Genomic DNA, 25,471 nt, shown 5'->3' with positions numbered 1-25,471 from the left:
GCCAGATGCGAGTCGCTGTCGTCCACGATGGCACCATTAATCCGGGCGGTGCGGTGCGAGTCGTCACCGAGGCCGCAAGGGCACTGGATGCCGACCTCTACGTCGGGTTCTCCGGGAAAGAACGAGAATGGTGGCAGCAGCGTGTGCCAAACGACGTGTCGATTCTCCGCCGGACGTCACGGAGCGGCAGATTGAACGACATTCGGACCGCTCATTCCATGCTCAACCTCGAGTTACACGACTACGACGTACTGTTCACGAGTGGCCCGGCCGCAAAGTTCGTCCAGCCCTACGACGATCAACTCCGGGTTCACTACCTGCATCACCCTCCGCTAGCGGCGCTGTGGTTCGAGGGCGGCTTGCTGTCGTACCTCGTGAAGTCCCTCGACCGACTCGAGACGCTCACGATACCTGCTGTGATCGCGAACAGCAAACTTACGGCGACCCGAGCGGAGCGACACTACGGGGAGTCGGTGGACAAGGTTATCTGTCCTCCTGTCGACGTCGAGTCCTTCGACGCGACGCGAAACCGCAGATCCAAGCAACTGGTGTTGGTGGGTCGACTGGAGGAGCGGAAGCGACCAGGAGTCGCCGTCGATGCGATGCGCCAGTTGCCGGAGTACACTCTGAAGGTGCTCGGAGACGGGCCGCTCCGAGGTATGCTGGAGCGGAATGCGCCAGACAACGTCGAGTTCAAGGGCTACGTCGACGACGAGACACTCAGGCGGACGGTCGAACAGAGCGTCGCCGGACTGTTCCTCGCCGAACGCGAGGACTTTGGAATCACCCCCATCGAGTATATGGCGGCGGGAACGCCGGTCGTCGGGGTGGACGAACCCAACACGAAAAACCAGGTGGACGAGCAGACCGGTGTCCTGGTCAACCCGACACCTGACGCAGTTACCGAGGGCGTCCGGCGCGTCGAACAGACGACATGGGACCACGCCGCCATCCGCGAACGTGCGACGGCGTATAGCACCGACAGGTTCAGGGAGCAAGTCGAGGGGTTCGTCGAAGCGGAGTACTTTTAATGCCGTCACGCCAGCATTCGGGTGTTGAGATGGTCACTGCAGGTCCGGACATCCCCCCGCCGGTGTTTCTCTACTACGACCCGCATCCGGTCCACGAGAAGATGGCGTCGTACCTCGACGCCGAGATGGTGCAGTGCGAGACGGATGGTGCGTTCGCTCGTATTCGGGCCGGTCGAAGCCACGACTTTGGGAATCGGCCGGTAATCCTTGAGGGCGGGGTGCCGCTTGTCGAAGGGGCCGCGTTGAAACTTCTGGGGTCGTCTGGGCCGGTAATAGCGCTCGGCGCCGATTCGACCTACCACGACATCCGCAATCCGATGACGGGCCGTACGGCGACGAGTCGGTTGGCCCACCGTTTCGCCCAGCGATTCGTTGACGGGACGCTCGCTGTCAGCGAACGCATCGCGACGATTGCCGCAGAGTTGACCAACGAGCCGACACGAGTGACCCACCCGTTTGTCGAGGCAAACCGGTACGAGGAACTCAGGTCGCTTGACCCTTCACTGGACGGAACTCGCATTTTGTGTCTTGGAAAGTATCGGCGAAAGAACGGCCAAGATGTCCTCGTCGATGCGCTATCGAACGTAGGGTTGGACTGCACGGTCGATTTCGTCGGCCCGGACACGGAGCAAATCGAAGGGCCAGAGGCCGTGAACACACACGGCTTCGTAAGTGAAGCAAAGCTAGTCGACCTCTTCGAATCGGCCGCATTGATGGTCTTTCCAGCGCCTGCCGGGGCATTCCCGGTCGCGACGTTAGAGGCGCTCTGTGCCGGCCTGCCCGTCGTGACGACGCCGGGTGTCGGGACTGCAACGTTGGTTCGTGGCGTTCACGGTCGATTCGTCGCGGATGCAGACCCGACTGCCATCGCCGTAGCGATAGACTGGTATTTCTCGCTCTCCGAGAATAAACGAGAGCAATTCAGCACGCTGGCGTCGGGGTACGGTGCTGGCTTCAACGAAGCGTCCGGCCTCAAAGCATTCGCCTATGAGTACGGAAACCTACTGGCAGACATCGGGTACGTCTGACCGCCAACAAATGATAGACAAAGATAATATCGTCCTCGTTTCGTGGGATAGCGTCCGGGCCGATCACTTGCCGCTGTACGGATACGACCGCAATACAACGCCGAACCTTGAAGCGTTAGCGGAAGATGGCCTCGTGTTCAACGACCCGCAGGTCCCAGCTGTCGGAACACCGGCCAGTTTCACTGGCATGTTCTCGGGCGAACACGCTTCGGGAAGCATGGAGTATCCGAACCCGCAGCACTGGCGAGAAGCGAACGCGGACCGGACGTTCCTTCCGGAAGTTCTCCAGGATGAGGGCTACCACACGGGCGGGTTCCATTACAACGCCCTAGTGAGTTCGTCCTTCGGCTGGAATCGGGGCTGGGATGTCTACGAGGATCACATGTGGGATGCCGACGATAGCACCGAATCAGGATGGAAGAAACGCGCCCACGACGCCCTCCAGCAGGCCGGGATGGGGAACTTCGTGGTGGATCTCAAACGGACAGCCGAAGGGAAAACGCCACCAACCTGGGAGGACATGTGGGCAGACATCGAGTCGTTCATCGAGGAAGCCCCGGAGCCGTTTTTCCTCTGGGTGCTGCTCATCGACACACATCACCCCTACTACGTCCCCGAGGAACACCATAAGTGGGACCAACCGGGTATCCGCTCGACGTACGCCTGGAACTACGCGATGCGCCGCCATCGGAATCTCGTCGGTGAGAGACGAAACGGCATCGTCAACGCCTATGACAACACGATTCGGTACGCGGACACGTTCGTCGGCGAACTCACCGAGCGCCTCGAGGAGGCAGGCCACGGTGACGCTCCTCTCATCGTCCACAGTGACCACGGAGACGAGTTCGGCGAACACGCGAACTACGGCCACCGGCCACTCATGTACGACACCGTCACCAGGGTCCCTCTCGTGATGGACAATGTAGGCGAGTCGGGACGCATTGAGGGACCGACGTCGCTGCTGGACCTCGGCAGCACGATTCTCGACCTGGCGGGTTCCGCGGAGCGCCTCGGCGATCGACCGTCACTGCTGGGCGACGAACGCTCGGACCGTGACTACGTGACCGTCCAGAACGTGATGGAAGACGGCAAACGCATGGCCGCAGCAGTCGGGGCGGAGTGGAAGGTCCTCTATCACCCCGAAGGAGACTGGGGCGCCAAGCGATTCGACGAGGAAAGCTGGGAAGCCTACTACCGGCCTGAAGACCCAATGGAACGGGACAATCGGTGGGGAGACCACCCAGTCGAACTCGAGGAGGCACTCGTCGAACAGCTCAATGCGGACCTCTCTGAGGTTTCCTCCGGTGACGAAGATCTCGACGAAGCGACCGAGGAGCGACTCCGCGAACTCGGGTACATCGAATGATCACCCAGAACACTCCAACGATGACTGATTCGGACACTCCAATATTCAGCGTCTGTCTGTGTACGTTCAACGACGCCGAGACTATCGAGGCCTGTCTAGATAGTATTCTTCCCCAGTTGGACCACCGCTACGAACTAGTCGTGACGGACGGCGGCTCCGTAGACGGGACGCTGGAACACGTCAAGGAGCGATCTGCGAAATCGGATGTCCCAATTCGAATCTTTACCCAGGAGGAACCAGGCCTTGGAGTTGCTCGTCAGGTTTGTGTCGACAACGCGCGCGGAGACTACCTTCTTGAGCAGGTTGACGCCGATATGGTGTTCGCGGACTGCTTCGACGAACTCGTCAAGTTCTATCTCGAAACGGTCGAAACCGAGGGACCTTTCCAATTGTATACTAAGGGTCTGCGGATTACTCCTCAAGAACTCCACGAAGAACTCGGCGGTTGGCGGCCGTTCCCCCATGGGTTCCAAGAGAACGAACTGACGCGGCGATTCTTCGGTCACGGGTATCTCCGCCTAATGGACGTTCGAGTTGCCAAGCATCTGCATCCTGAATTCGGTTTTGAGACGGCCGTTCGCCGCTACCTTTACAACTACCGGGAAAAGCTTAGGTGTGGAATCTCCCTTCGATACGCCTACGAACATCTCTACACATCGAACCTGCCGATCTGGCGGAAGCTACTGGACACCGGAACGATTCTTCTCACGTATCTCTGGGGACTCAATAAGGAACACTACGAGACGTTCGACAAAAGGGATCCGCTCGCGTACGAAATCGACAAAGAGCTCTACGAAGGCTGTGAAGAGGGAACCTACGAGGATATCCGACTAACACCACCGCAGCACGTGGACCAAGCGTGCTTCAATGCGACAGAGGATAAGGTGTACTCGTTAACCGACGCTTAGGTAAGTGGTTAGGCTGGTTGACGAACTGAGTTTATTGAGTCTCGTCTCGCGCGGTCAGCACCCTGACGTCTTGTGCTTCGTGCATCTCCGCTAGTCCCCTATCCGCAATTTCTGTTGAAACAATTTCGTATGACATTGATTCTAGTGCCTCTGCTACCGCTTCGGTCGGCGCACCGAACACGCCGTGAGTCTCAACAATGATGACTCGTGGTTGACTTTGGAGTTCTTGGAGTATCTCGATTTCTGCTCCCTCACAGTCCAGTTCAAGGACCTCGCAGTCGGGGAGTTCTGCCGGCGACAGAACGACCTCACTCTCGGCATCCCCCTGAGTGGAAACCGCTTTCGCCACTACTGCAGTAGTCACTGTACAGCGGTTTGCGACATCGTTCAATCGAACGGTTTCTCTGGTATATTCCGCGTATTCGGGTGACGCCTCAAAGGTATGGACTGAGCCACTCTCACCGACCGCCTGGGCAGCAACCACGGTGGAGACACCCCACCCGCCACCGACGATGACGACGGTGTCACCAGTAGTGACCCCGGATTTGAGTCTGGAAACGATGGCCGATTCGTAATTTTCCGGGTCCGGTCGATTCACTTCCCAGGGGACGAGTCCGTCGAAGATACGATTCCTCTTGACGATTACCCCGTTGAGTTTCGTCTTCGTTCTGGGCAGATGGTCCCGGAGGTAATGCTTGTGGAGATGCGGGATGGCCTCGCGAATGACGTATGATAGCCCGCCCTTCCGGAGAGCATTCCGAGCCCTCCCCAACAGAGAGGTCATGATGTGTCCGGTGGCGATGACCGAAGTTGAAGGTTTCGACCAATCAGCAGGTAGTAGTGTTAGTGACTCGACGTTCTGGGGCGGGAAACGAGGCGAGAGATTGAAACGTCGTTGTCGCTAACGCAAGGGAAATGAGTGGGTTGCGACGTCGCATCGAGGACGTAATCGCCGAGTTGCGAGCAAATTGGCGGAGCGACGCCTGGTGGGCAGAGCGCATCAGAACACGTGTGAACAGCCCGGTCCAGCGATTGCTGCGGAGTCGAGAGAACACGCTGAACTACCTCGAAGAAGACTGGAACGTATTGGTCGTGCTCGACGCCTGCCGTGCCGACCTCTTCGAGAACGTCGTCGACGAAGATTATTTCGACGACGTAACCACGGTTCGGAGTCCGGCGACGGAAACGAAAGAGTGGCTCAACCGGACCTTCGATGGCACGTTCGGAGACATCGTGTACGTGGCCGGGAACCCGATGGTATCCAACGTGAAACCGGGGGCCTTCCACGACCTCATCGAGGTCTGGCGTGACGCCTGGGACGAGGAAAGTGGTGTGCTTAGGCCAGAGCCGATTACCGAGGCCGCTAGAACTGCCCTTCGCGAACATCCAAACAAGCGGGTCATCGTCCACTACATGCAGCCCCACGCGCCGTTCATAGATTACCCAGAACTGAATTTCAGCGGGGATGCGGACGTATGGGGACTCGAGGTCAGCGAAGCACACCCGAACTTCGACGCTGGCGATGATTACAACAATCCCTGGGAGGCACTCGAAGCAGGTGCCATCGACGCCGCCGACGTCTGGGAGGCCTACGAACACAATCTCGAAATCGTGATGGATGAAGTCGCGGCACTTCTCGAGTCCACGGACCGCCGGGTGGTGGTCACGTCCGACCACGGGAATGCCTTCGGTGAGCGATCCTGGCCGATTCCGGTTCGATTGTTCGGTCACCCCGGCCATCGACGACACTCAGCACTGACGGACGTACCGTGGGCTGTCGTGGATGGAAAACGTAGGGGCATCAACACTAGCGACGTTAGTTCCGAGACAGAGGCGACCGAAAGAGAGGTTAAGGAACACCTGGCAGCTCTCGGATACGCCGAGGAGTGACCCAAGACCCGGCTTCTGTGTTCTGAGTCCTCCAAAATGCAAAGACACTTCCGAAATCGTGGTGAAATCGCAAGCGACCCAGTCAATGGTATCTGAGACTGACCCCCAATATGGCCTCGCCGACGATCTTCGCCACCTAAAAATCGCTGTGGTGACCGATCCAATCTGGTCAAAGAACGGCGGCATCGACGTCATCGCGAACATCACGAAGTTTCTCGACGCGCCGCTTTACACCCTCCGGCAGACCGAATCACCGAAACCGCTCGAAGACGTCGACGTTCGGTCGTTCGGGAGTAGGGAATCTTGGCTCCAGCGTCAGATCCGACGGCGCGGCCTTAACCGACTGTTCTACCTCCACCAGATGCTGGCTTATCAGGACTGGAATCCACCCCGGGAATTCGATGTCATCGTTACCACCGGTCCGCTCTCCCAGCAGGTGATTCAACATCCGGAACAGGCCCGTATCCACTTCTTCAACTCGCCTGCTCGCTGGTTGTGGGATCTCACTCACGATCTCTGGAACGACCGATTTGGCCCCATCCGTTGGTTCATGCGGGCCTTCGCGAATCACATTCGGAATACCGACGTCAGCAGCATCCGCCGGTTTGACCGCATAGTCGGTAACTCCGATCTCGTTGCCGGACGAATCGACGCCTACTACGGTGAAGATGCGACGGTGGCGTACTGTCCCGTCGACACATACCAGTATCGTGCTGAAGAGAGCGAAGACTACTACGTTATGGTCAATCGGTTGGTTCCCGAGAAGCGCGTAAAACTCGTCATCGAGGCGTTCAACGACCTGGGCCTGCCACTCAAGATTGCTGGTGACACCCGACCGACGACACAGGACTACGCCGAGGCCTGTCGGGAACTTGCGAACGACAACATCGAATTCCTCGGCTGGGTAGAAGGCGAGGGGAAAGTTGACCTTCTGGCACAATCTCGCGGGCTTATATTCGCGGGTAAACACGAGGACTTCGGGATGCCACCGGTGGAGGCCATGGCGTCCGGTAAACCAGTCGTTGGCGTCGACGAAGGGTTCACCAAGTATCAGGTTGACCCAGGAGAGACAGGCGTGCTGTTCAAGCCCGATGTCTCGGATCTCGTGGCAGCTGTCGAACGTACCACTGACGCCGAATGGGACGAGGCCCAGATTCAGGCGGCCGCTCGCACATACGACGTTCGAAATACGAGAGTCACTTGGCAGGAAGTACTGCGAGAACTGGATACGAAGCAGCCAAAGTAACCGCCGTCCGTGACGGTTGAGATATCCGTATCAGCGGTAGCCCAGTTCCTCGAGACGACTCTCAACAGAGTCGGATACCTCGATGCCTTCGCCCGAATCGAGATCGACATCTAGATTCGCGAACGACCGCACGTGTGCTGGCACTTTCTCGAGAGGCCCTGGTTCGATGTCGAGTAGTGAACCGTAGTCGTCTGAACCTTCGAAGGTGTACGCACGTCCGTCGCCGAACAGAACGTACTTCGTTCCGCCCTCGTAGACTGCACGGGACGGAACGTCGAGGCGTCGGTACGGTTCCACGTATTCCTCCGTGGAGTGTTGTGGGTCCAAACAGACGAACTCGCTACGCACCAGATCAGTGACCATGCCGGGTTCGAGTGGGTTCAGCCTACCCGTCGACTCCTCTCCGGCATTGACCACAGTATCATAGAGGTTGGTGAGGCTAACTGTCTCCTCGACGGTTGCTCCTGCGTGCTTGTTGTCGGGGTACTTCACCAGTAATGGTACGTGTACGAGGTGCTCACCAAGGAGATTCGAGTGGTGGAAGATGTAACCGTCTTCGCCGAGATTCTCGCCGTGGTCGCTGGTCACGACGAGAAGCGTGTCCTCCCACATGTCGTTGTCCCGCAAATACGTCCATAGAGACTGCAGTTGCTCGTCCAGATATCGAATCTCGGCGTCGTAGAGGGACTGCAAGAGTTCCTTCTGTCGGTCGTCCAGCGTCGCTTCTCCCCTGAAATAGGTTTCGCGGTCCTGACTTAACGCCCGAACGTCCTCCATGGAAGCCCACTCAGGAAGGAATCGGTCTCGGTACCGGAATGGCGTATGTGCCTCCATGAAATTGAGACACGCAAAGAACGGTTCGTCATCTGGAACCCACTGCTTGAACTCGGAGATGGTTTCGGTCGCACCGTCGTCCTGAGTTGGGTCATGACTGTCGCTGCCATCGCCAGTTCCCCAAGTCGTTCTGTACTTGTAATATAATGCGTTCAGGACGTTCTTTGGGAGGTCTCGGAGCGGCGAACTCAGTTCTCCGGCGAGTTCAGCGATTTTCTGAATCCCCTGCTCGTGTTCGCGGGTCTTGATGTATCTTGCCGGGTCGAACGCATCCTCGAACAACGCTCTTCGCATCCCCGACGTATATCGATGGTCGAATCCGCGGTGGAGACCAGTCCCTTCCGTGAGAAACGGGTTCGAACTCATGATGGCTGTCTCGTAGCCCGCATGACTAAGCCTGTCTGCGGCCGTCTCAGCCGTAGCCGGGAGAATCTTGTTCCGTGCGTGTACTCCGAGCTCACTTGGGTATCGCCCGGTGAACATCGCGGCGTGACTCGGAACGGTCCAAGTGGCGGGGGCAATTGTGTGTTCGAATCGAACGCTCTCACCGCGAAGTGCTGACAATCTCGGTGTCGTCTGCCGGTCGTAACCGTAGACAGAACAGTTCGCTGCACGAACCGTGTCGAGAACCACCACCAGGACGTTCGGCTTCACGGGTTTGCTAGGACCAGTTCGGATAAAGTGTTTTCTCTCCGAAGCCGGCACCGAAGGTCCAGTCATAATTGATTAGTCGTACGTCTGTGTTGGGTCCGACATGGACGAGGAAATCGCTGTCGTACACGACCAATTGTCGACGATTGGCGGTGCGGCAGAGGCCGCGTTTATATTGGCGCGAACGTTCGACTGTCCACTCTTCGCGATGGAAGTCGACCAGGCGAAGGTCCCCGATGATGTCGATGTTCGGAAAATTGGCCCCGACGGATTCAGGAGGCGGCTACTGTCTGGTGGGCACTTCTACAATAAACTGTATCGCGTATTGCAGTGGCAGGACCCGTCGGAACTATACGAGTTCGACACCCTCATCCTAAACAAACTCGAACCAAGGTATTTCATCCCGGAGGATCGACAGACGGTTGTCTGGAACGTTCATTCACCCGCCAGCGGCAGATACGACCTGTTCCACTACGAATCCCCGCGAACGCCGCGAAAACTCCTCAAATCCGGGTGGCGAACGTTCTTCGAAACGAATACCGTCACACCGGACGCAATGGTCGCGAACTCCGACCTCGTGAAGCATCGACTTCGCAAGTACTGGGGGGTCTCCGAGGACGACGTGACTGTCATCTACGAGCCGGTCGATACTGGCCAATTCGGCCCGGAAAAAGCAGGACCACTGAACGACGAGGAACCGTTTTACCTCTCGATTTCGCGACTGTCGAAACTGAAGCAAATTGGTCCGGTCGTGGAGGCGTTCAACGAACTCGACCAGAGACTCGTCGTGGCCGGAGACGGACCGGAACGGTCCCGACTGGAGTCTATGGCCGGCGATAACGTCGAGTTCGTCGGCTACATCTCTGGGGAGGAGAAAGCCGCGTACATGGCCGAGGCCAAAGCGATGATTGCCAACGCAATAAACGAAGACTTCGGGATGACCCCCATCGAGTCCCTCGCGAGTGGGACGCCAGTTATCGGAGTGAATGACGGATTCACTCAGTATCAAATTATTGATGGCGTAAACGGCGTGCAGTTCGACCGTGGTGTCGAAAATTTACGCTCAGCGGTCGAGTCCTTCGAGGGCAACGGCGTCAAGTGGACTGAGTCGGAACTTCGGGAGTTCGCACAAAACTTCGACGTCGACCGTTACCAGAGACAGTTCCAGAGCATCGTCAAGGAAGCACGGAACCGAACGGCTATCAACGTACCGTGGAGCGGTAGCGATCCCACGTTCGAGCAAAAATAAGCACATTAGAGATGTGATCCGGGATAGAGAGTTTGTGAAGTGGATGCTTGAACGCGTTTCGGGAAATCGAAACAGAAGATTCTGTGTCACTCGAAGACAAAAAGACTGTATTCCGCCAATTCCTTGGGGCGAGCATGAGCTCTCCGAACGTTCTTCTCGTCATCTTGGACTCCGTGCGCGCCAAGAACACTTCCCTGCATGATGCCCGCCACGAGACGACCCCTTTCTTGTCTTCTCTCGCCGCAGACGCCGCTACCCAATACACGCAGGCACGTGCGCCCTCACAGTGGAGTCTTCCAAGTCACACAAGTATGTTCACGGGCTATCACGTTCCCGAACACGGCGTGACTGCTGCCGATGCGGGAATCCGTTCTGGGGAGACCATCTTCGATGAACTGAACGAAGCGGGCTACGAGACTGGTCTGTTCTCTGAGAACCCCTACTTGACGTCGCTCGAAACCGGTCTAGACTCCGGGTTTGACACCGTGGCGGGGGCGAGTCGCGAACCACTGTTCGAGGGTGCCAACCCAGACGAGTTCAAGGGGGACGTTGGGGGATTCCTCCAAGCGGCCCTCGGCTCTGGGCGACCAGCCCGTTCCCTCGCGAACGGTATGGTCGCGAAACTCGCCTGGGACTATCCAGACCTGCTCCCGGACAGGCTCGAACGCCGACTTGGCTCCGGAACGGTTCCCGGATCGACGTTCACTGACCTGTTCTTGGATTGGGTCGAGGGCACCGACGAACCCTGGGCGGGGTGTATCAACTTCATGGACGCCCACCATCCATATCTCCCGAACGCCGAGTTCGACAAGTGGAACGACGGGGCCATCACTGCTATCCAGCAGTCCATCGATTCGATGCCACTCGGGTTCTACGACGGGAGCGACGAGTGGTGGAAGTGCGAACTGCTCGAATATCTCTATGATGGTACTATTAGACAACTGGACCGGGAAGTACAGCGCCTCGTGAAGGCGCTCAGGGAACGTGGTGATTTCGAGAATACTCTCCTCATAGTAACGAGCGACCATGGCGAGGGATTCGGGGAGCGAAGCAGACTGCGAAACGTTCGTATCGCTGGCCACAACGTGGGTGAGACGGAGGAAAATCTCCACGTGCCGCTAGTCGTCAGTCACCCAGAACAGGACGAAGGGGGCGTGGTGGATGCCCCCGCGACGCTCACGGCGATTCCACGTGCTGTTCGCCGGGCAGTGGAAGGCGAGCGGGACCTAGGAGCGTTCACAGAACCACCTGTCGTGGCCCGCACACAGGGGATGTTAGCGCCCCAGCAGGGCCAACTCAGTCAGGCAGGCATCGATATCGATCCATTAGTCGGTGAATCTGATGTCCTCTACGAGAGTGGCGATGACTTCGTCTACAAGCAAGCCAGATGGAATGATAGAACGCTGTCGGTACGTTCTATTGATGCGGCGACGAACTTTACCGATCGGGGTGTAGGGGTAGAACGAATTCAATCTGTTTTCGACGGATTTGAAGACGCTGGAATCCGTATCGAGGCTGACCAAGACACTATCACCGAGGCAACAGAACGTCGACTCGAGAACCTCGGGTATCGATGAGCGACGACGACACCATCAGCTTGGGTCTCGAATCACTGAAGGGGTTTCTCGGCAAGTCTACGCAGTTCATCCTCGGATTCATCGGAACCGTTCTGTTCGCTCGAATACTCGGCCCGACCTCCTTCGGCGGATTTTACTTTCTCCTATCGCTGGTGAATGTATTCGACAACCCCCTCAGAGGACTCTCAGTCGCACTCGAAAAGCGTGTCTCCGAGGCCGAGTCGGCGAGCGGAGAAATACTCGGTGGAGTCCTACTCGTTCAACTCGTCGTCTTTACTTGTGCAGCGGTCCTCGTATTCGCCTTCGGTGACTTGCTAACGGCGGAGACGAACGTGGCGAACGCACCCCTGGTCTTCTTCGCCCTGTTTGTCTCCATAAACCTATTTTTGGTCACCCAGCACCATCTCTCTGGACACGGACATCCAGCCCTACAAATCTGGACCGACACGTTGCGGTCCGTTCTGACGATAGTACTCCAGTTGGCGTTCGTTCTCTACGGACTGGGCGCCGCAGGGATGGGGTACGGGCTGGCGGCCGCAACGATACTCACGGTGCCAGTTGTCCAATATGTGTTACCGCTTCGACCGAAGTTCCCAACGAAAGAAACTGCACGATCGGTCTGGCGGTATGCGAGATACAGTATCCCAAATGCCATGATGGGAACAGCGTTTTCCCGGCTAGACATCCTTCTCATCGCGTTTTTCATCACGACCGGTGCGGCGGGCCAATACGAAACCGCGTATAAACTGACTATGCCAGCGACGCTTCTCAGTATGGCCATCGCACCGGCACTGTTGCCGAAGGTGTCGAAGATTCACTCGAAGGGGGAAGATGTTTCGGCGGATATCTCGAACGCTATCGCGTTCAGTAGTGCGTTAGCGATCCCCATCTTTTTCGGTGCGCTCTCAATATCAGAGGGTATCGTTGTCACCGTATACGGCGGTGAGTATCGTGCGGCCGCAACACTACTCGTCGGCCTCGCGTTCTACCAGATTCTGAACACTCAGACGACGATGTACGGTCGGGCGGTGAATGCAATCGACCTACCAGACGTGAACCTTCGAATCAGCATGGCCACTCTCGCGGTGAACGTCATCCTCGGTATAGCGCTCGTCTTTACATACGGGTCGCTCGGCGTTGTCATCGCGACAATCGTCGCTGAGTTCCTCCGATACGTCCTTTACATCGCTGTCGTCAAACAATACGAATTGGGTGTCAACGTATTTCCGAGGACGCTATTTGAGCAGTTCTTGGCGGGCCTCGTGATGTTCGCAGTTGTCGAACTTGCGAACGCGCGACTCCCAATTCGGAGTTCTACTGATCTGCTGGTGATCATTGGAACTGGCGCTATTGTCTACGGCCTTACACTCGTGACAATTAGTTCGAACCTCAGGGCCGTATTGCGCTCGGTATATTCTGACGTACTGTCCTGATCACGAGATGTATCGCTATCGACAGTACCCAGTATACGACTCAAATCGTAAGTGGCTGAGTAGCCACGCCGATGAGGAACGACTATGAATGCTGACCTATTTCTCCGAGATATGACCCAACTAAACAGCGTCCTCGTCACCGGGGGTGCTGGCTTCGTCGGCAGTCACGCCGTAGAGTACTATGCTGAGCAAGGAGCGGACGTCACGGCACTCGACAACCTCAGCCGCGTCGACACGCTTGAAACCGCCGACGAGAGTCGGAATACGGCCGCCTACAACTGGGAGTACATCGCCGAGAACTACCCGGACGTCGAACTCGTCGAGGGCGACATCCGCGACGAGGAGCTGATGGAAGATGTTGTGGAGGGCCACGATGCCGTCGTCCACACCGCAGGACAGGTTGCCGTCACGGCCTCCATTCAAGACCCGCGAACTGATTTTGAGGTGAACGCACTCGGAACGTTTAACGTTCTCGAAGCTGCTCGGAAAGCTGAAAGTGATCCGGCAGTCGTGATGGCGTCAACGAATAAAGTATACGGTGACAACGTCAATGACATTCCGGTTCGCGAAGAGAAGACGCGGTACTGGTACGACGACCCCGAGTACGAGGATGGGATCCCGGAGTCACTGTCCATCGACGACTGCGAGCACACACCGTACGGCGTGTCGAAGCTCTCTGCAGACCTCTACGTGCAGGACTACGCCGACCGCGGCGAAGTGGACGTGGCGGCGTTCCGCATGAGCTGCATCTACGGAACTCGTCAGTTCGGGAACGAAGACCAAGGCTGGGTGGCGCACTTCGCCATCAGCACGCTCCGCGACGAGCCGTTGACAATTTTCGGCGATGGCAAGCAGGTTCGGGACGTGCTCTACGTGAAAGACTTGATTCGTGCCTACGACGCGTTCCTCTCTGACCCCGAAGGGAAGCCGGCGGTGTACAACGTCGGTGGTGGCCCGGACAACACGACGAGCCTGCTGGAATTCATCGACCTCCTAGAGGAGAAAACCGGCGAGCGAACGGACGTCTCTTTCGACGAGTGGCGGGAAGGCGACCAGAAGGTGTACGTTACGGATATCGCTCGTGCTCGTGCGGAACTTGACTGGGAACCTACCGTCGACTTTGAGGAAGGCGTCGAACGGTTCGTTGACTGGTACGAGAACCGGTAGCCCGCACGTTTCTTATACTGGACCCAACTACGGCGAGTATGCGTATTTCCGTCATCGGCTCTGGGTACGTCGGAACCACCATCGCCACGTGTTTCGCCGACTTGGGTCACGAGGTCGTGAACGTCGAGATTGACGAAGACATCGTCGAGACAATCAACGCTGGGAAGTCCCCGATTCACGAGGACCGCCTCCCGGAGCTCGTCGCCGAGCACGCTGGCGAAGGCGGGACAGGACGGCTCCGCGCGACGACGGACTATAGCGTCGTGCTGGAGACTGACGTGACGTTCCTGTGCCTCCCCACCCCGCAGTCCGAGGACGGCAGCATCGACCTCTCGATTATGGAGGCTGGTGCCGAACAGCTCGGCGAAACTCTCGCCCGGAAAGACGACTGGCATACTGTCGTCGTGAAGAGCACTGTTGTTCCAGGGTCGACTGAGGATGTCGTGACGCCAGTACTCGAAGACGCGAGCGGCAAAACTGCCGGAGAAGAGTTCGGTACTGGAATGAATCCCGAATTCCTCCGGGAGGGGACGGCCGTTCAAGACTTCCTGAACCCAGACAAGGTTGTGCTCGGCGCGGACAGCGACCGCACGCTCGTAGACATGCACGACGTGTTCGACCCGCTGGTCGAACGTACGCGCGCGCCCGTCGTCGAGACGAACACCAAGACGGCAGAGATGATCAAGTACGCGAACAACGGCTTCCTCGCGGCGAAAGTCAGCCACATCAACGACATCGGGAACATCTGCAAGGAGTTCGGCGTCGACGCCTACGAAGTCGCCGACGCTATGGCGCTAGACGACCGCATCGGCGGCCAGTTCCTACACTCCGGCTTGGGATGGGGTGGCAGTTGCTTCCCAAAAGATACGCACGCGATCATCCATGCCACGAGCGAACAAGGGTACGACCCGGCAGTCCTCGAAGCCGCCGTCGAGGTGAATGATCGCCAGCCGAAGCGACTGCTCTCACTACTTGACGACCACGTCGACGTTGCTGACGAACGCGTCGCTGTCCTTGGTCTCGCGTTCAAACCAGGTACTGACGACGTACGGAACTCGCGCGCTATCTCGATGATCGAGGGGCTCCGCGAGCGCGGCGCTAACGTCGTCGCCTACGACCCGGTTGCCGCTGAGAACATGCGCGAATACTTCCCGAACCTCGACTACGCATCCTCTGTGGCCAACGCGTTACATAAGTCGACGGCGTGTGTGGTCTGTACTGACTGGGACGAGTTCGCAGCACTCGACGAGGAGTTCGACGCGATGCACCAGCAAATCGTCGTCGACGGCCGGCGAGCCGTCACGCCCCGCGACGGCATGGAGTACGAGGGATTGACCTGATAGGCTGTCACCGTCTAGTTTAGCACCTCCGCTGGCGTCTATCCGTTGAGTGACAGGTGTGGTCGCTGTGTGTTATAGTAGTGTACGAACTGTTCAAGCCAATCTCTGACACTTGCCCGACTGCCAACCCACGAGTTATGGAAGCGGTCGATCCGCACTTTGAGGGGTTGAAACCACTTTTCGATGTGGTTTCGATCGACGTAGTCGAGGTGACCGCTCAATCCTAATCGAGAGAGGGCAGTCAGATAGCCAGCACTATCGACGAGAAACTCAGCCTCGGAGAGATCGTGTTTCTCGGTAAGTCCATGCAGAAACGCAGCAGCTGGATCGCCCGCCGCTCGCCGATCGGTTCGTCGCGGAACGCCCGCTAGTGGCGCTCGGGCGGGACGTACGGGTGGTGGACGTCCATGTAGTGGACCCACAGGAACCGCGGACCGTCGGTCGCGACTGACTCGGCCCACTCGAGCGCGCGGTCGGTGATTTCGTCGGCGCTGACGTATGCGGAACCGACGTTGATCCCAGCAGTCTCCTCGGCGGTCTCGAACGCTCGAGCGAGGGTCTGATAGAGGATCCCGTCCGAGTCCAACTGGTCTTTCACGAACTGGCGGAGCCGCGCGGTCGCCGACGGATCGGTCTTGGAATCGTAGAACTCGTCGAAGCCGCGGTCGTAGCCGAAATCGGCGCTGAGATAGAGGTTCGAGTGGAAGCCGGCCGTCCGATAGCCAGCGTCGTCGAACGCCTCCGAGATCAGCGTCCGGTCCTCGGAGATCCGCTCGTACCCGCCGTACATGAGGGCGTACGACGAGGTGAGAATCGACGGGAACGACGGTCGCGTGCTGCAGGCGTGGGCGAAGGCGTTAGTGCAAGTGTGGCCGCGAGCCGCGGGGGATCGAGATTGGGCGTCGTCGGCCGCTCGTAGCCGTGCCATCCGACGTGGTCCGCGCGGAGAGAGTCGACCGTAACGAGGAGAACGTCCTTCATGTCGACGATTCCACCGTCGGGTTATTTCACGGTTGTGATCGTTTTCTTATACGTATCGGCGATATCGGCCCAGTCGAATTCGCGGACGAACGACTGCAACGCAGTCGTTCGGTCGGAGTCCGAGGCGCGTTCGATCGCGCGAGCGATGCCCTCCGGCGTCGTGTCACAGTATTCAACCAGTCCGTCGAATCGCTCCTCTGCACGGCCTCGCACCTGAACCGTCGGTAATCCCGCCGCGCCGTACTCGAGGACCTTCAACATGTGCGGGTCGTCGACGAGGCAAACACCGACGTCGGCCGCGTGGAGATAGCCCGGGATATCCTCGTGGGGAACCGTCCCCGGGTAGACGACGTTCTCGTGAGACGCCGCCGCTCGCTCCACGTAGTCAGAGAGCGACCCCTTCCCGAGGACGAGCAGCGTCCACGTCTCGTCGAGTTCCGTCGCCGCGGCCACCAGTTCGAGGACGTGATAGATCGGTTCGAGCCCGCCGACGTAGATCGCGACGTTCTCCGAGACGCGCCCCTCGAGGGCGGATTCGCCCCGTGAGACGATCTCGGGACCGACCGGGGTCCGCGAACCGATCGAAGTCGACGCCGAGGGCCGTCTTGGTCGTCGGTCCGAAGCGTTCGACGCGGTCGGCTTCCTCCGCGTAGACGTAGAGGGTTCGATCGGCGACGCGAAACGCCGCGTTCTCGAGGCGACGAACGGCCGCCGCGAGCCACCTCGAGTTGTTCTCTGTGAACTGTCGGATCGGGTCTACGTGATCGACGATCAGCGGTGTACCGGTCGCGACTTTCAGCATTGCGTCCGCGATGGCGCCTGCACGCGTCGTCCCGATGACGACGTCGTATCGATCCGTTTCGCGGAGCGACCGTGCGACTGTCCGCGGCGTGGTCCCGCGGAGCGTCACGGACACTCCATCGTCGGCGAGATGGTCGGCGATCTGGCGGCGACCGACGCTGATGTCTTCCGGCTTGTCCGGCGTGAGCCAGAGCACCCGCGTCGAATCGGTCGGGTCGGTCATCGGTATCGAACGAGTCCGTACAGGTACCCGAAGCCTACTGCGGCCGTAAAGGTGAACAGCGCGAGGAAGCGACTCGCCCGCCCGAGATCGGGATCGGCCGCCAGCGATCGCGCCCGGTCGGGTGCGAACTCAAGGAGGAGCCTCCCGAGGTACTCGCTCTCCTCGTCGCTCGAGTCGGGTACGAGCGTCTCCATCGCTCGCTTCGAGTAGCCCTGCCAGAACGCGCGCTCGAACAGCCACGTCGGTTTCGTCCGGTACTCGAAGACCTTGTGCTCGACCTCCGCGTCGGGAACGTACCACACTCCGCGGCCGTACTTGCGTTGCATCCGGGCGCACAGTTCCGTCTCCCCTCCCTGGAGGTTCTTGTCGCCCTTTTGACCGCCGATGTCCGGGTCGAACCCCCCGAGCTCCAGGAAGACGTCGCGTCGAAACGAGATGTTCGAGCCGAACGTGTTCCGGACCTCCCCCTCGCCGTCGGCGAACCCGCGGTGGGTCACGCCGACGAGCCAGTAGAACTCGTCGGGGAGGAAGTCGGGTCGCCCGGCGACCCATCGTGGCGTCATCTTCCCCCCGGCGGCGATGGCGTGCTCCGACTCGTAAGCCTCGACGAGCGATTCGATCCACGTCTCGTCGCCGTTCGCGAGCTCGGCGCCCCGATTCCGGCTGGCCAGCAGCCCGCGGTTCTCCTCGTTGCAGTGGACGACGATGTCGTCCCGATCGCCGTAGTCGTCGCGAGCGCGCTCGTAGACGGCCTCGGTCCCATCGACGACGATCACGAGTTCGACGTCGTCGTAGGTCTGCTCGAGGACGCTCGTCGCGGCGTCGTCGAAGTCGTCGTACGCGTCCATATCGTAGGTAGAGAGCACGACCGAAACGTCCACGTCCGCGTTACCCTCCATTGATGGCGGTTCCATAAATATCCCCGTCAGTGTTTCGCCGTTACTCACGGTGTGCCGACGTTCATCGATTACGATACGAATCGACGCAGGCGGCTACATGAAACCGCCGCGAGTAGATGACAAGGCTTATTCTCCACTTGGGTCTGGTCCAACCTAATGAGTACGGATACCGAACACGTCGAGGAGGACTCCGAGACGTCATCCTCCCTCCTCGAGACGTGGTCTAACTGGTATCACATCCCCGTGCTCGGGGCTGTGATGCTGTTTATGTTCTGGGTGCGGACCCAGGCGTACGACCAATTTGTCACCGAAGACGGATCACCCGCACTGGCGGGGATCGACTCGTGGTATCAGTGGCGGACGATCGAATGGACGGCGGAGAACTACCCGAATACGATGCCCTACGAGGTATGGACCGGGTTTCCGGAAGGGAATTACGTGGGCCAGTTCGGCACCCTGTTCGACCAACTAATCGTCACGGTCGCGATGATCGTCGGGCTCGGCGATCCGTCGCCGGAGACCGTCTACACTGTCGCGTTGCTAATGATCCCGGCGATGGCCGCGCTCGTGGCGATCCCGGTCTTCTACGCAGGCCGGCGCCTCGGCGGCACGCTCGGGGGCATCGTTTCCGTCCTCGTGCTCGCACTCGCGAAGGGACAGTTCCTGACGCGATCGACGGTCGGCCAACTCGACCACCACATCGGCGAGGTGCTGTTCATGGCGATTTCCGTCGTCGCGATGATGGTCGCGCTGACCGTCGCCGAACGCGAACAGCCGATCTACGAACTGGTCGTCGACAGGGACTGGGACGCACTGCGAACGTCGACTATCTACAGCGTCCTCGCCGGAGTCGCGCTCACGCTGTACATCTGGGTCTGGCCCTCTGCGGTCCTTCTGGTCGGTATCTTCGGCGTCTTCTTCGCCGTCCAGCTCTGTCTGGACTACCTCCGCGGGATCTCTCCGGACCACGTCGCCTTCGTCGGCGCGGTGAGTCTCGGCGTGACCACGATCCTGACGTTGCTCCTGATGGAAAACCCCAGCAGTACGGGGTCGACGAGTTTCGGCCTGCTTCAGCCGCTCGCCGCCTTCCTCGTGGCCGTCGGCTGCGTCTTCATGGCCTGGTTCGCCCGTCAGTGGAATAATCGCGATATCGAGCGACGGTACTACCCCGTTGCCATCGGGGGACTCATCGCCGCGGCGCTGCTGGCGATGTGGCTCCTCCTCCCCAGCCTGTTCGATTCGACCGTCGGGAACGCGACGCGGCGCATGCTCCCGATCGGCGGGACGGCCACCGACCTCACGATTTCCGAGGCCCAACCCCCGGAGGACTTCTTCGATCGCGTCTTTAGCGAGTTCGGGAGCGCGTTCTACACGATGCTCGCCGGCCTCGCCTTCGTCGTCATTCGGCCGCTGTTCGGCCGCCGGATCCGCGCCGAGCACACCCTCGTCGTCGTCTGGTCGCTGTTCCTGATCAGCATGGCCGCGACGCAGGTTCGCTTCATGTACTATCTCGTGTTGGCGATCGCGGTCGTCAACGCCGCGTTCGTCGCGGAGTTCGTTCGCCTCTTCGACCTAGATCTCACGGCGAGTCTCAAGTCGATTCGAGGGATCGAAACCTACCAGGTGATCGTGCTCTTTCTCGTCGTGATCTTGCTGTTCGCGCCGCTGCTCCCGCCGATCGCCGCCGATGGCACGTCCTCCTGGGAACAGGCCGAAAACACAGGTCCCTCCGGCGACGCGATGGTCTGGGAGGGATCGAACGAGTGGCTCGCTAACAACACGCCCGCGCCGGGCAACTGGGGCGAGCACGAAAACGCCGATCAGCTCGAGTACTTCGGAACGTACAGCGCTCCCGCCGACGGCGATTACGACTATCCGGACGGGGCCTACGGCGTGATGTCGTGGTGGGACTACGGCCACCTGATAACGACGCAGGGTGAGCGGATACCCCACGCGAACCCGTTCCAGCAGAACGCGCCGTCCGCCTCGTCGTTCCTGACCGCCGAGTCCGAGGAACGCGGCGAACTGGTGCTGGATACCATCGCCGCCGGCGAGAACCCGGCCGATAAGTCCACCGAGGAACTCGAGTCGCTGTCCGAGGGCGCCACCAACGAGGAACTGCGGTACGTGATGATCGACTACGAGATGGCGTCCGGGAAGTTCTCCGCGATCACCGCGTGGTCCGGGCCGAACTACGAACACTACGTGACGCCCGAGGGCCATGAGGACGGACAACCGGTGAACATCAACGACTACCAGAATGGGACCATCCCCTACTACAACACGATGCAGTCCCAGCTGTACTTCGACGACGCGGACGGGCTCGAGCACTACCGGACCGTCCACGAGAACGCCGACGCCGGAACGGCGACGATCGTCGCCTATGCGCAGGTGTATACCCCCGCGATCCAGGGACAGGCCGGCCAGGAACTGCAGGAACTGGGCTACCAGGAGGGCGACGTGATCTACTACCAGGACGGCGAGTTCGCGGCGCCCGGTGAGGGTCGCCCGTCGGTGGCGATACAGCAGATGGGCTTCCAGCGGATCCAGAGCATCCAGCAGAGCCCGACCCAGCAGCTGCTCGGTGCCAGAAGCGCCGCCGCGGTGAAGACGTTCGAGCGCGTCGAGGGCGCGACGCTCACCGGCACCGTCGACGACGACGCCGACGTGCTCGGAAACGAGACGACGGCCAGCGTCGAAGTCGAACTCGAGACGAACGCCGGTCGGACGTTCAACTACACCCAGGAGACCGAAGTCGCCGAGGACGGCTCGTTCGAACTAACCGTCCCCTACGCGACTAACGACGAACTCGGCGTCGAGGACGGCTACACGAACAGTTCCGTCGAAGCGACCGGCGAGTACGAGGTGACCGTCGGCGAGCCGGGCGAAACCGGCTACGCAACGGAGACGGCGGTTCCCGAGACCGACGTGGTCCAAGGTAACACCATCACCGTCGACGGCTTCGAGCAGACCGAACTCGAGGACCCCGACGAGTCGGACGGCAACGAGACCGGCGGGAACGAAACCGACGACGGCAATCAGACTGACGGAAACGAAACTGACGGCGGCAACGAAACTGCCGACGGGAACCAGACCGACGGCGGCAACCAGACTGACGGCAACCAAACCGACGACGGCGCCGACACCGAGGACAACTAACGGCGACCCCGACCCGATCCCCGCCGTCGCAGTCGATTTTCGACCGGAATTCGCGTCGCAAAATCCGACCTCCTACAGCGACCTCCGGAAGTGAGAACGCTTTTCTCCCCGTCCGAAATAGCTCCGGTAATGCGGGACTTTCTCGCCGTGTATTGCAAGGGGTTCTCGATGGGCGCGGCCGACGTCGTCCCCGGCGTCTCGGGCGGGACGATCGCGCTCATCGTCGGCATCTACGACCGGCTGATCCGCGCGATCACCGCCATCGATCCCCGGGCCTTTCGCCCGGCGCTGCGGCCGCACGATCCCGAGGCTCGAGCGCAACTCCGAACGGAACTCGAGCGAATGGAGATTCCGTTTCTGCTGTCGCTGGGGCTCGGCGTCGGGACGGCGATCGTGCTCCTCTCGAGTCTCATGCACGAGGCGGCGACGACGTATCCGGTGGCGACGTACGGCTTCTTCTTCGGGCTGATCGCGGCCTCGGCGGTCGTCCTCTACGGCGAGATCGACCGGTGGACGGTCGGCCGCGTGGCGATCTCGGTCGGCGCGATCGCGCTCGCGTTCGCGGTCTCGGGGACGACCGCGGGGGACGTCCCGCACGGGCTGCCGATCGTCCTCGTCGCCGGCGCGGTCGCGATCTGTGCGATGATCCTCCCCGGCGTGTCGGGCGCGTTCTTCCTCCTGATCCTCGGCCAGTACGAGTACATGACGGGAACGTTACGCGGGTTCATCGACGCCCTCTTCGACCTGCTCGACGGCGGCGCGCTGGCGCCCGTCCTCGAGACCGGAACGATCGTCGTCGTCTTCGGCGTCGGCGCGGTCGTCGGCCTGTTCACGATGGCTCACGCGGTCGGCTACGCCCTCGAGCGCTACCGGGCCGCGACGCTGGCCGCGCTGGTGAGCTTGATGGTAGGCGCGTTGCGACTGCCCGCCGAGCGCGTCCTGAGCAACCTCGGCGAGACGTCGCTCGGAACGCCGGGTATCGCCGTCGCGATGGCGTTCGTCGGCGCCGGCGCCGTGTTACTGGTCGACTGGTATACCGACGACCTCGAGTACTGAGCGGCGACGAGGAACGCGAGACGGAGAACGTCCGAGACGATAGCGAGGATTCGGTTCGACAGCGGAGACTCGAGCGGAGCGATCAGGATGCGGGTGCAGTCCCGTCTCCGTCCGCGGGCTCGTCGGTTCCACCGTCGGTTTCGTCGGAGCTCGGTCCGAGCGTCCGGAACGCGATCGTCGGGAACCGCACCGCGAGGGTGCTGGGGCGGCGGCCGCTCCCGGTCGCCGAGAGCGGGACGCGTTCGACGACGCCGTGATCGGCGAGTTCGTAGAGGAATCGTTTGACGGTGCCGGCGGTCAGCGACGATCGGTCGGCGATCTCGGTCGCGAGATCGCGGATCGGGCGGTCGGCGGCGTCGATGGCGACGAGATCGAGCAGCACGCGCTGGCGGGTCTCCGAAAGCGCCAGCACCCGATCGAGGTGGACGCTGTCGTCTGGAACGTCGGCTTTCGCCCGCTCGAGGTGCTCCGTGGCGATCCTGTCGCTCCCGTCCCGACTCGCGAGGACGGCGGCGCCGAACAGGGCCGCGAGCGCGTCGTGGGCGTTCCCGTCGGCCCACGCCGCCAGCCCGCGGACGGACTCGTGATCGAGCGCGCCGGCGGCGAGCCCGGTCGACGCGCGGTCGGAGATCACCTCGACGAGTTCGTGATCGCGGTAGGCCGGGACGGTGACGGTCGGCTGCTCGGCCGCCAGTTCGTCGGGGGCCTCCCGGCCGACGGCGACGGTCGAGACGCTGTCGTCGACGGGCGCGAGCAACTCGCGGGCCCGCTCGTAGGCGAGCGTCTCGGGCTCGTCGTGGTGGTCGACCGCGACGACCGCGTGGCGATCCGGCCGCGCGAGTTGTCGCTGAAGCCGGTCGCGAAGGTCGTCGGTTCCGACGCCGCTCTCGGGGACGGGTTCGCTCGAGAGCACCGAGAGGACGGTCCGGTAGAGGGCGAAGGCGCTCTCGACGCGGCGGCCGTCGACGTAGACGAACCACGTCGAGGACCCGGTCCGACCCGCCCGGGTCGTCGTGCCGATCGACCGAGACGGTTCGCCGAGCTGCTCGTTCAACGCGTCGAAGACGGCGGTGACGATCGCGGACGTGCCCGCGCCCGCCGGGCCGACCACAGCGATCGGCGGCGGCAACTCGCCGTCGAACACCGCCTCGAGCGCGTCGAGCAACTGTTCCAGGACGGGGCCGCGACCGATCGGGTCCGCGGGGTGGACCACCGGACTGAGGTAGTCCCGGTCGACGAGGATCTCGCGATCCTGTCGCGCCGATCGTCGCCGGGCGATGCGCTCCCGCAGCTCCATCTACCCGGCCTCCCGGCGTCCGCCCGCAGCCGAGCCGGACCCAACCAGCGCCGCCTCGAGGACCTCGAGCGTGTGTTTGATCTCGTAGCCGGTGCCGTGTTCCATCTGCATCGAGCAGGTCGGACACTCGGTCAGCCCGGTCTGTGCGTCGGCCGCGTCCATGTGCTCGAACATCTCCTCGCCGATCTTCATCGACGTCTCGTAGTTCTCCTCCTTCCAGCCGTAGGTGCCGGAGATCCCCGAGCAGGAGTCGCCGACGTCGTGGGCCTCGATGCCGTCGATCACGCTGAGCACTTCGATCGTCTGTCCGTCGAGTCCCTGGTTACGTGAATGACACGGTGCGTGATAGGCGAAGTCGTCAAACTCGTCACCCTCGACCGAGCGCCCCTCGAGTTCGCTCTCGAGATCCTCGTGCACTCGGAGGTATTCGACGGCGTCCCAGGTGTTTTCGGCCACCGTCTCGGTGTTCTCGAAATCGAACAGTTCGGGGTACTCCTGGCGGAGCGACATCGAACAGGAGCTACAGGAGGCGACGATATCGGCGCCGTCCTCGATGGCCGCGGCGAGTTCGCTGACGTTGGTCTCGGCGGCCCGCCGGGCGTCCTCGAGCATGCCGTTGGCGAACATCGGCGTCCCAGAACAGGACTGGTCGGGGACCATGATCTCGTAGCCGAAGTGCTCGTAGACGCGGACGAGCGCCTTCGCGACCTCAGGCGTGTTGTAGTTCGAGTAGCAGCCGTGGAAGTAGGCGATCCGCTTGTCCGGGTTTTCGACCTTCGCGCCGCCGCGTTGCGTCCACCACTCGCGGAACGTCTCGGTCGCGAACTCGGGGAAGTCCCGTTCGCTCGTGATCCCCAGAAGCTTCTCGCCCATCCACTTCGTGACGGATAGCCCCATCACGAAGTTCGCCGTGCGGGGGAACGCCGCCGCGAGCGGCGCGAGTCGCCGGTAGTTCGCGAGGATACGGTTTCGAAGGTACTCCCGAGAGAATTTGTCCATCTGCTCCTCGACGTACTCCCCGCGGGCCGTGTTGTGCATCTGCGAGAGAGGTACCTCGGAGGGGCAGGCGCTGTCACAGCGCATGCAGTTCGAACACTTCATCACCGAGTCGTCGACGTCGTGGTCGTCCTGGCGCTTGAGCCGCCATTGCTCGGGGCCTTGGAACTTCGGGCCGGGGAACTCGTCGTCGACCTCGGCGACGGGACAGTTGGTGTCGCAGGTCGAGCACTTGTAGCAGTTGTCAGCTCCCGGCCGGAGGTCCATCTCCTCGGCCTCGGGGAACACCTGGATGGGTTCGAACTCCTCCTCTTCGGCGCCCGGTACGTGATCGTCGGT

Annotated in this window: 21 protein-coding genes and 1 pseudogene; 13 read left to right on the top strand and 9 right to left on the bottom strand. The window is 60.7% G+C overall.

The features are described from left to right. Window positions 1-5 precede the first annotated feature (5 nt). Genes C477_RS08855 through C477_RS08840 form a run of 4 tightly spaced genes read left to right on the top strand, consistent with a single transcriptional unit; the run spans window position 6 to window position 4,333 of the window. Window positions 6-1,031, top strand: a complete 1,026-nt coding sequence (locus C477_RS08855; RefSeq protein WP_152423296.1) for a glycosyltransferase — start codon at window positions 6-8, stop codon at window positions 1,029-1,031. 29 nt (window positions 1,032-1,060) lie between these two features. After that, a complete protein-coding gene (locus tag C477_RS08850) occupies window positions 1,061-2,059 on the top strand; it encodes a glycosyltransferase family 4 protein (RefSeq protein ID WP_160168013.1) in 999 nt (332 codons plus the stop codon). After that, complete coding sequence (locus C477_RS08845) at window positions 2,019-3,425, top strand: sulfatase-like hydrolase/transferase (protein WP_083870271.1); 1,407 nt, start codon at window positions 2,019-2,021, stop codon at window positions 3,423-3,425. The genes C477_RS08850 and C477_RS08845 overlap by 41 nt, the downstream gene beginning before the upstream one ends. Window positions 3,426-3,445: 20 nt before the next feature. Continuing rightward, entirely contained in the window at window positions 3,446-4,333 is an 888-nt protein-coding gene (locus C477_RS08840) for a glycosyltransferase family A protein (protein WP_160168011.1), read from the top strand. Window positions 4,334-4,364: 31 nt separating this feature from the next. On the opposite strand, the gene C477_RS08835 is transcribed toward C477_RS08840, so the two are convergent. Then, window positions 4,365-5,117 (bottom strand): FkbM family methyltransferase, encoded by a 753-nt coding sequence (locus C477_RS08835; RefSeq protein WP_008894127.1) that lies wholly within the window; start codon window positions 5,115-5,117, stop codon window positions 4,365-4,367. Between the two features lie 131 nt (window positions 5,118-5,248). Between C477_RS08835 and C477_RS08830 the strand changes: the two genes are divergently transcribed. Further along, on the top strand, window positions 5,249-6,223 hold the full coding sequence (locus C477_RS08830) for a hypothetical protein (RefSeq protein WP_008894126.1): 975 nt from the start codon (window positions 5,249-5,251) through the stop codon (window positions 6,221-6,223). Window positions 6,224-6,308: 85 nt separating this feature from the next. Beyond that, on the top strand, window positions 6,309-7,469 hold the full coding sequence (locus C477_RS08825; RefSeq protein WP_008894125.1) for a glycosyltransferase: 1,161 nt from the start codon (window positions 6,309-6,311) through the stop codon (window positions 7,467-7,469). Window positions 7,470-7,499: 30 nt separating this feature from the next. On the opposite strand, the gene C477_RS08820 is transcribed toward C477_RS08825, so the two are convergent. After that, complete coding sequence (locus C477_RS08820; RefSeq protein ID WP_160168010.1) at window positions 7,500-8,957, bottom strand: sulfatase; 1,458 nt, start codon at window positions 8,955-8,957, stop codon at window positions 7,500-7,502. 100 nt (window positions 8,958-9,057) lie between these two features. Here C477_RS08820 and C477_RS08815 point away from each other — a divergent pair, with 100 nt between their 5' ends. The 5 genes from C477_RS08815 (at window position 9,058) to aglM (ending at window position 15,720) form a co-directional block, all read left to right on the top strand. Next, window positions 9,058-10,203: a glycosyltransferase gene (locus tag C477_RS08815; protein ID WP_008894123.1), complete on the top strand. Its 1,146-nt coding sequence runs from the start codon at window positions 9,058-9,060 to the stop codon at window positions 10,201-10,203. Window positions 10,204-10,337: 134 nt separating this feature from the next. Beyond that, on the top strand, window positions 10,338-11,780 hold the full coding sequence (locus C477_RS08810; protein WP_239641861.1) for a sulfatase: 1,443 nt from the start codon (window positions 10,338-10,340) through the stop codon (window positions 11,778-11,780). Continuing rightward, a complete protein-coding gene (locus C477_RS08805; RefSeq protein WP_008894121.1) occupies window positions 11,777-13,213 on the top strand; it encodes an oligosaccharide flippase family protein in 1,437 nt (478 codons plus the stop codon). Before C477_RS08810 ends, C477_RS08805 begins: the two co-directional genes overlap by 4 nt. 111 nt (window positions 13,214-13,324) lie before the next feature. After that, window positions 13,325-14,380 (top strand): NAD-dependent epimerase/dehydratase family protein, encoded by a 1,056-nt coding sequence (locus C477_RS08800; RefSeq protein ID WP_049914447.1) that lies wholly within the window; start codon window positions 13,325-13,327, stop codon window positions 14,378-14,380. A 38-nt stretch (window positions 14,381-14,418) separates the two neighbouring features. Beyond that, window positions 14,419-15,720, top strand: coding sequence for a UDP-glucose 6-dehydrogenase AglM (gene aglM / locus C477_RS08795; RefSeq protein ID WP_008894119.1), 1,302 nt, complete (start codon window positions 14,419-14,421; stop codon window positions 15,718-15,720). A gap of 38 nt (window positions 15,721-15,758) precedes the next feature. Here the strand turns inward: aglM and C477_RS22865 are convergent. The 5 genes and pseudogenes from C477_RS22865 to aglG form a co-directional block, all read right to left on the bottom strand. After that, window positions 15,759-16,061 (bottom strand): annotated as a pseudogene (locus C477_RS22865) (IS6 family transposase); the annotation flags it as partial. 26 nt (window positions 16,062-16,087) lie between these two features. Then, the gene (locus C477_RS22860; protein ID WP_204366222.1) at window positions 16,088-16,648 is read right to left on the bottom strand and encodes a sulfatase-like hydrolase/transferase; all 561 of its coding nucleotides are present in this window, start codon (window positions 16,646-16,648) and stop codon (window positions 16,088-16,090) included. A 74-nt stretch (window positions 16,649-16,722) separates the two neighbouring features. Continuing rightward, complete coding sequence (locus tag C477_RS24505; RefSeq protein ID WP_239641860.1) at window positions 16,723-17,154, bottom strand: glycosyltransferase; 432 nt, start codon at window positions 17,152-17,154, stop codon at window positions 16,723-16,725. Then, window positions 17,087-17,725, bottom strand: a complete 639-nt coding sequence (locus C477_RS24500) for a glycosyltransferase family protein (RefSeq protein WP_239641859.1) — start codon at window positions 17,723-17,725, stop codon at window positions 17,087-17,089. Before C477_RS24500 ends, C477_RS24505 begins: the two co-directional genes overlap by 68 nt. Next, a complete protein-coding gene (gene aglG / locus C477_RS08780) occupies window positions 17,722-18,606 on the bottom strand; it encodes a glucosyl-dolichyl phosphate glucuronosyltransferase (protein WP_049914446.1) in 885 nt (294 codons plus the stop codon). The genes C477_RS24500 and aglG overlap by 4 nt, the downstream gene beginning before the upstream one ends. Window positions 18,607-18,780: 174 nt before the next feature. On the opposite strand from aglG, the gene C477_RS08775 reads away from it, so the two are divergent. Together C477_RS08775 and C477_RS08770 are read left to right on the top strand one after the other, a co-directional pair. Continuing rightward, window positions 18,781-21,783: an oligosaccharyl transferase, archaeosortase A system-associated gene (locus C477_RS08775; RefSeq protein WP_008894115.1), complete on the top strand. Its 3,003-nt coding sequence runs from the start codon at window positions 18,781-18,783 to the stop codon at window positions 21,781-21,783. Between the two features lie 129 nt (window positions 21,784-21,912). Next, a complete protein-coding gene (locus C477_RS08770) occupies window positions 21,913-22,839 on the top strand; it encodes a DUF368 domain-containing protein (RefSeq protein ID WP_008894114.1) in 927 nt (308 codons plus the stop codon). Window positions 22,840-22,921: 82 nt separating this feature from the next. Here C477_RS08770 and C477_RS08765 read toward each other — a convergent pair whose 3' ends face one another. Continuing rightward, on the bottom strand, window positions 22,922-24,136 hold the full coding sequence (locus C477_RS08765; protein ID WP_008894113.1) for a Cdc6/Cdc18 family protein: 1,215 nt from the start codon (window positions 24,134-24,136) through the stop codon (window positions 22,922-22,924). Next, the coding region (locus C477_RS08760; RefSeq protein WP_008894112.1) for an anaerobic glycerol-3-phosphate dehydrogenase subunit C at window positions 24,137-25,471 on the bottom strand (1,335 nt) is incomplete at its 5' end. It lies immediately after the preceding gene.

The sequence above is a fragment of the Haloterrigena salina JCM 13891 genome (assembly GCF_000337495.1).
In the GTDB taxonomy this organism is placed as follows: Archaea; Halobacteriota; Halobacteria; order Halobacteriales; family Natrialbaceae; genus Haloterrigena; species Haloterrigena salina.
The sequence above is the reverse complement of the archived record's forward strand: the minus strand, read 5'-3'. Positions and strand labels throughout refer to the sequence as shown.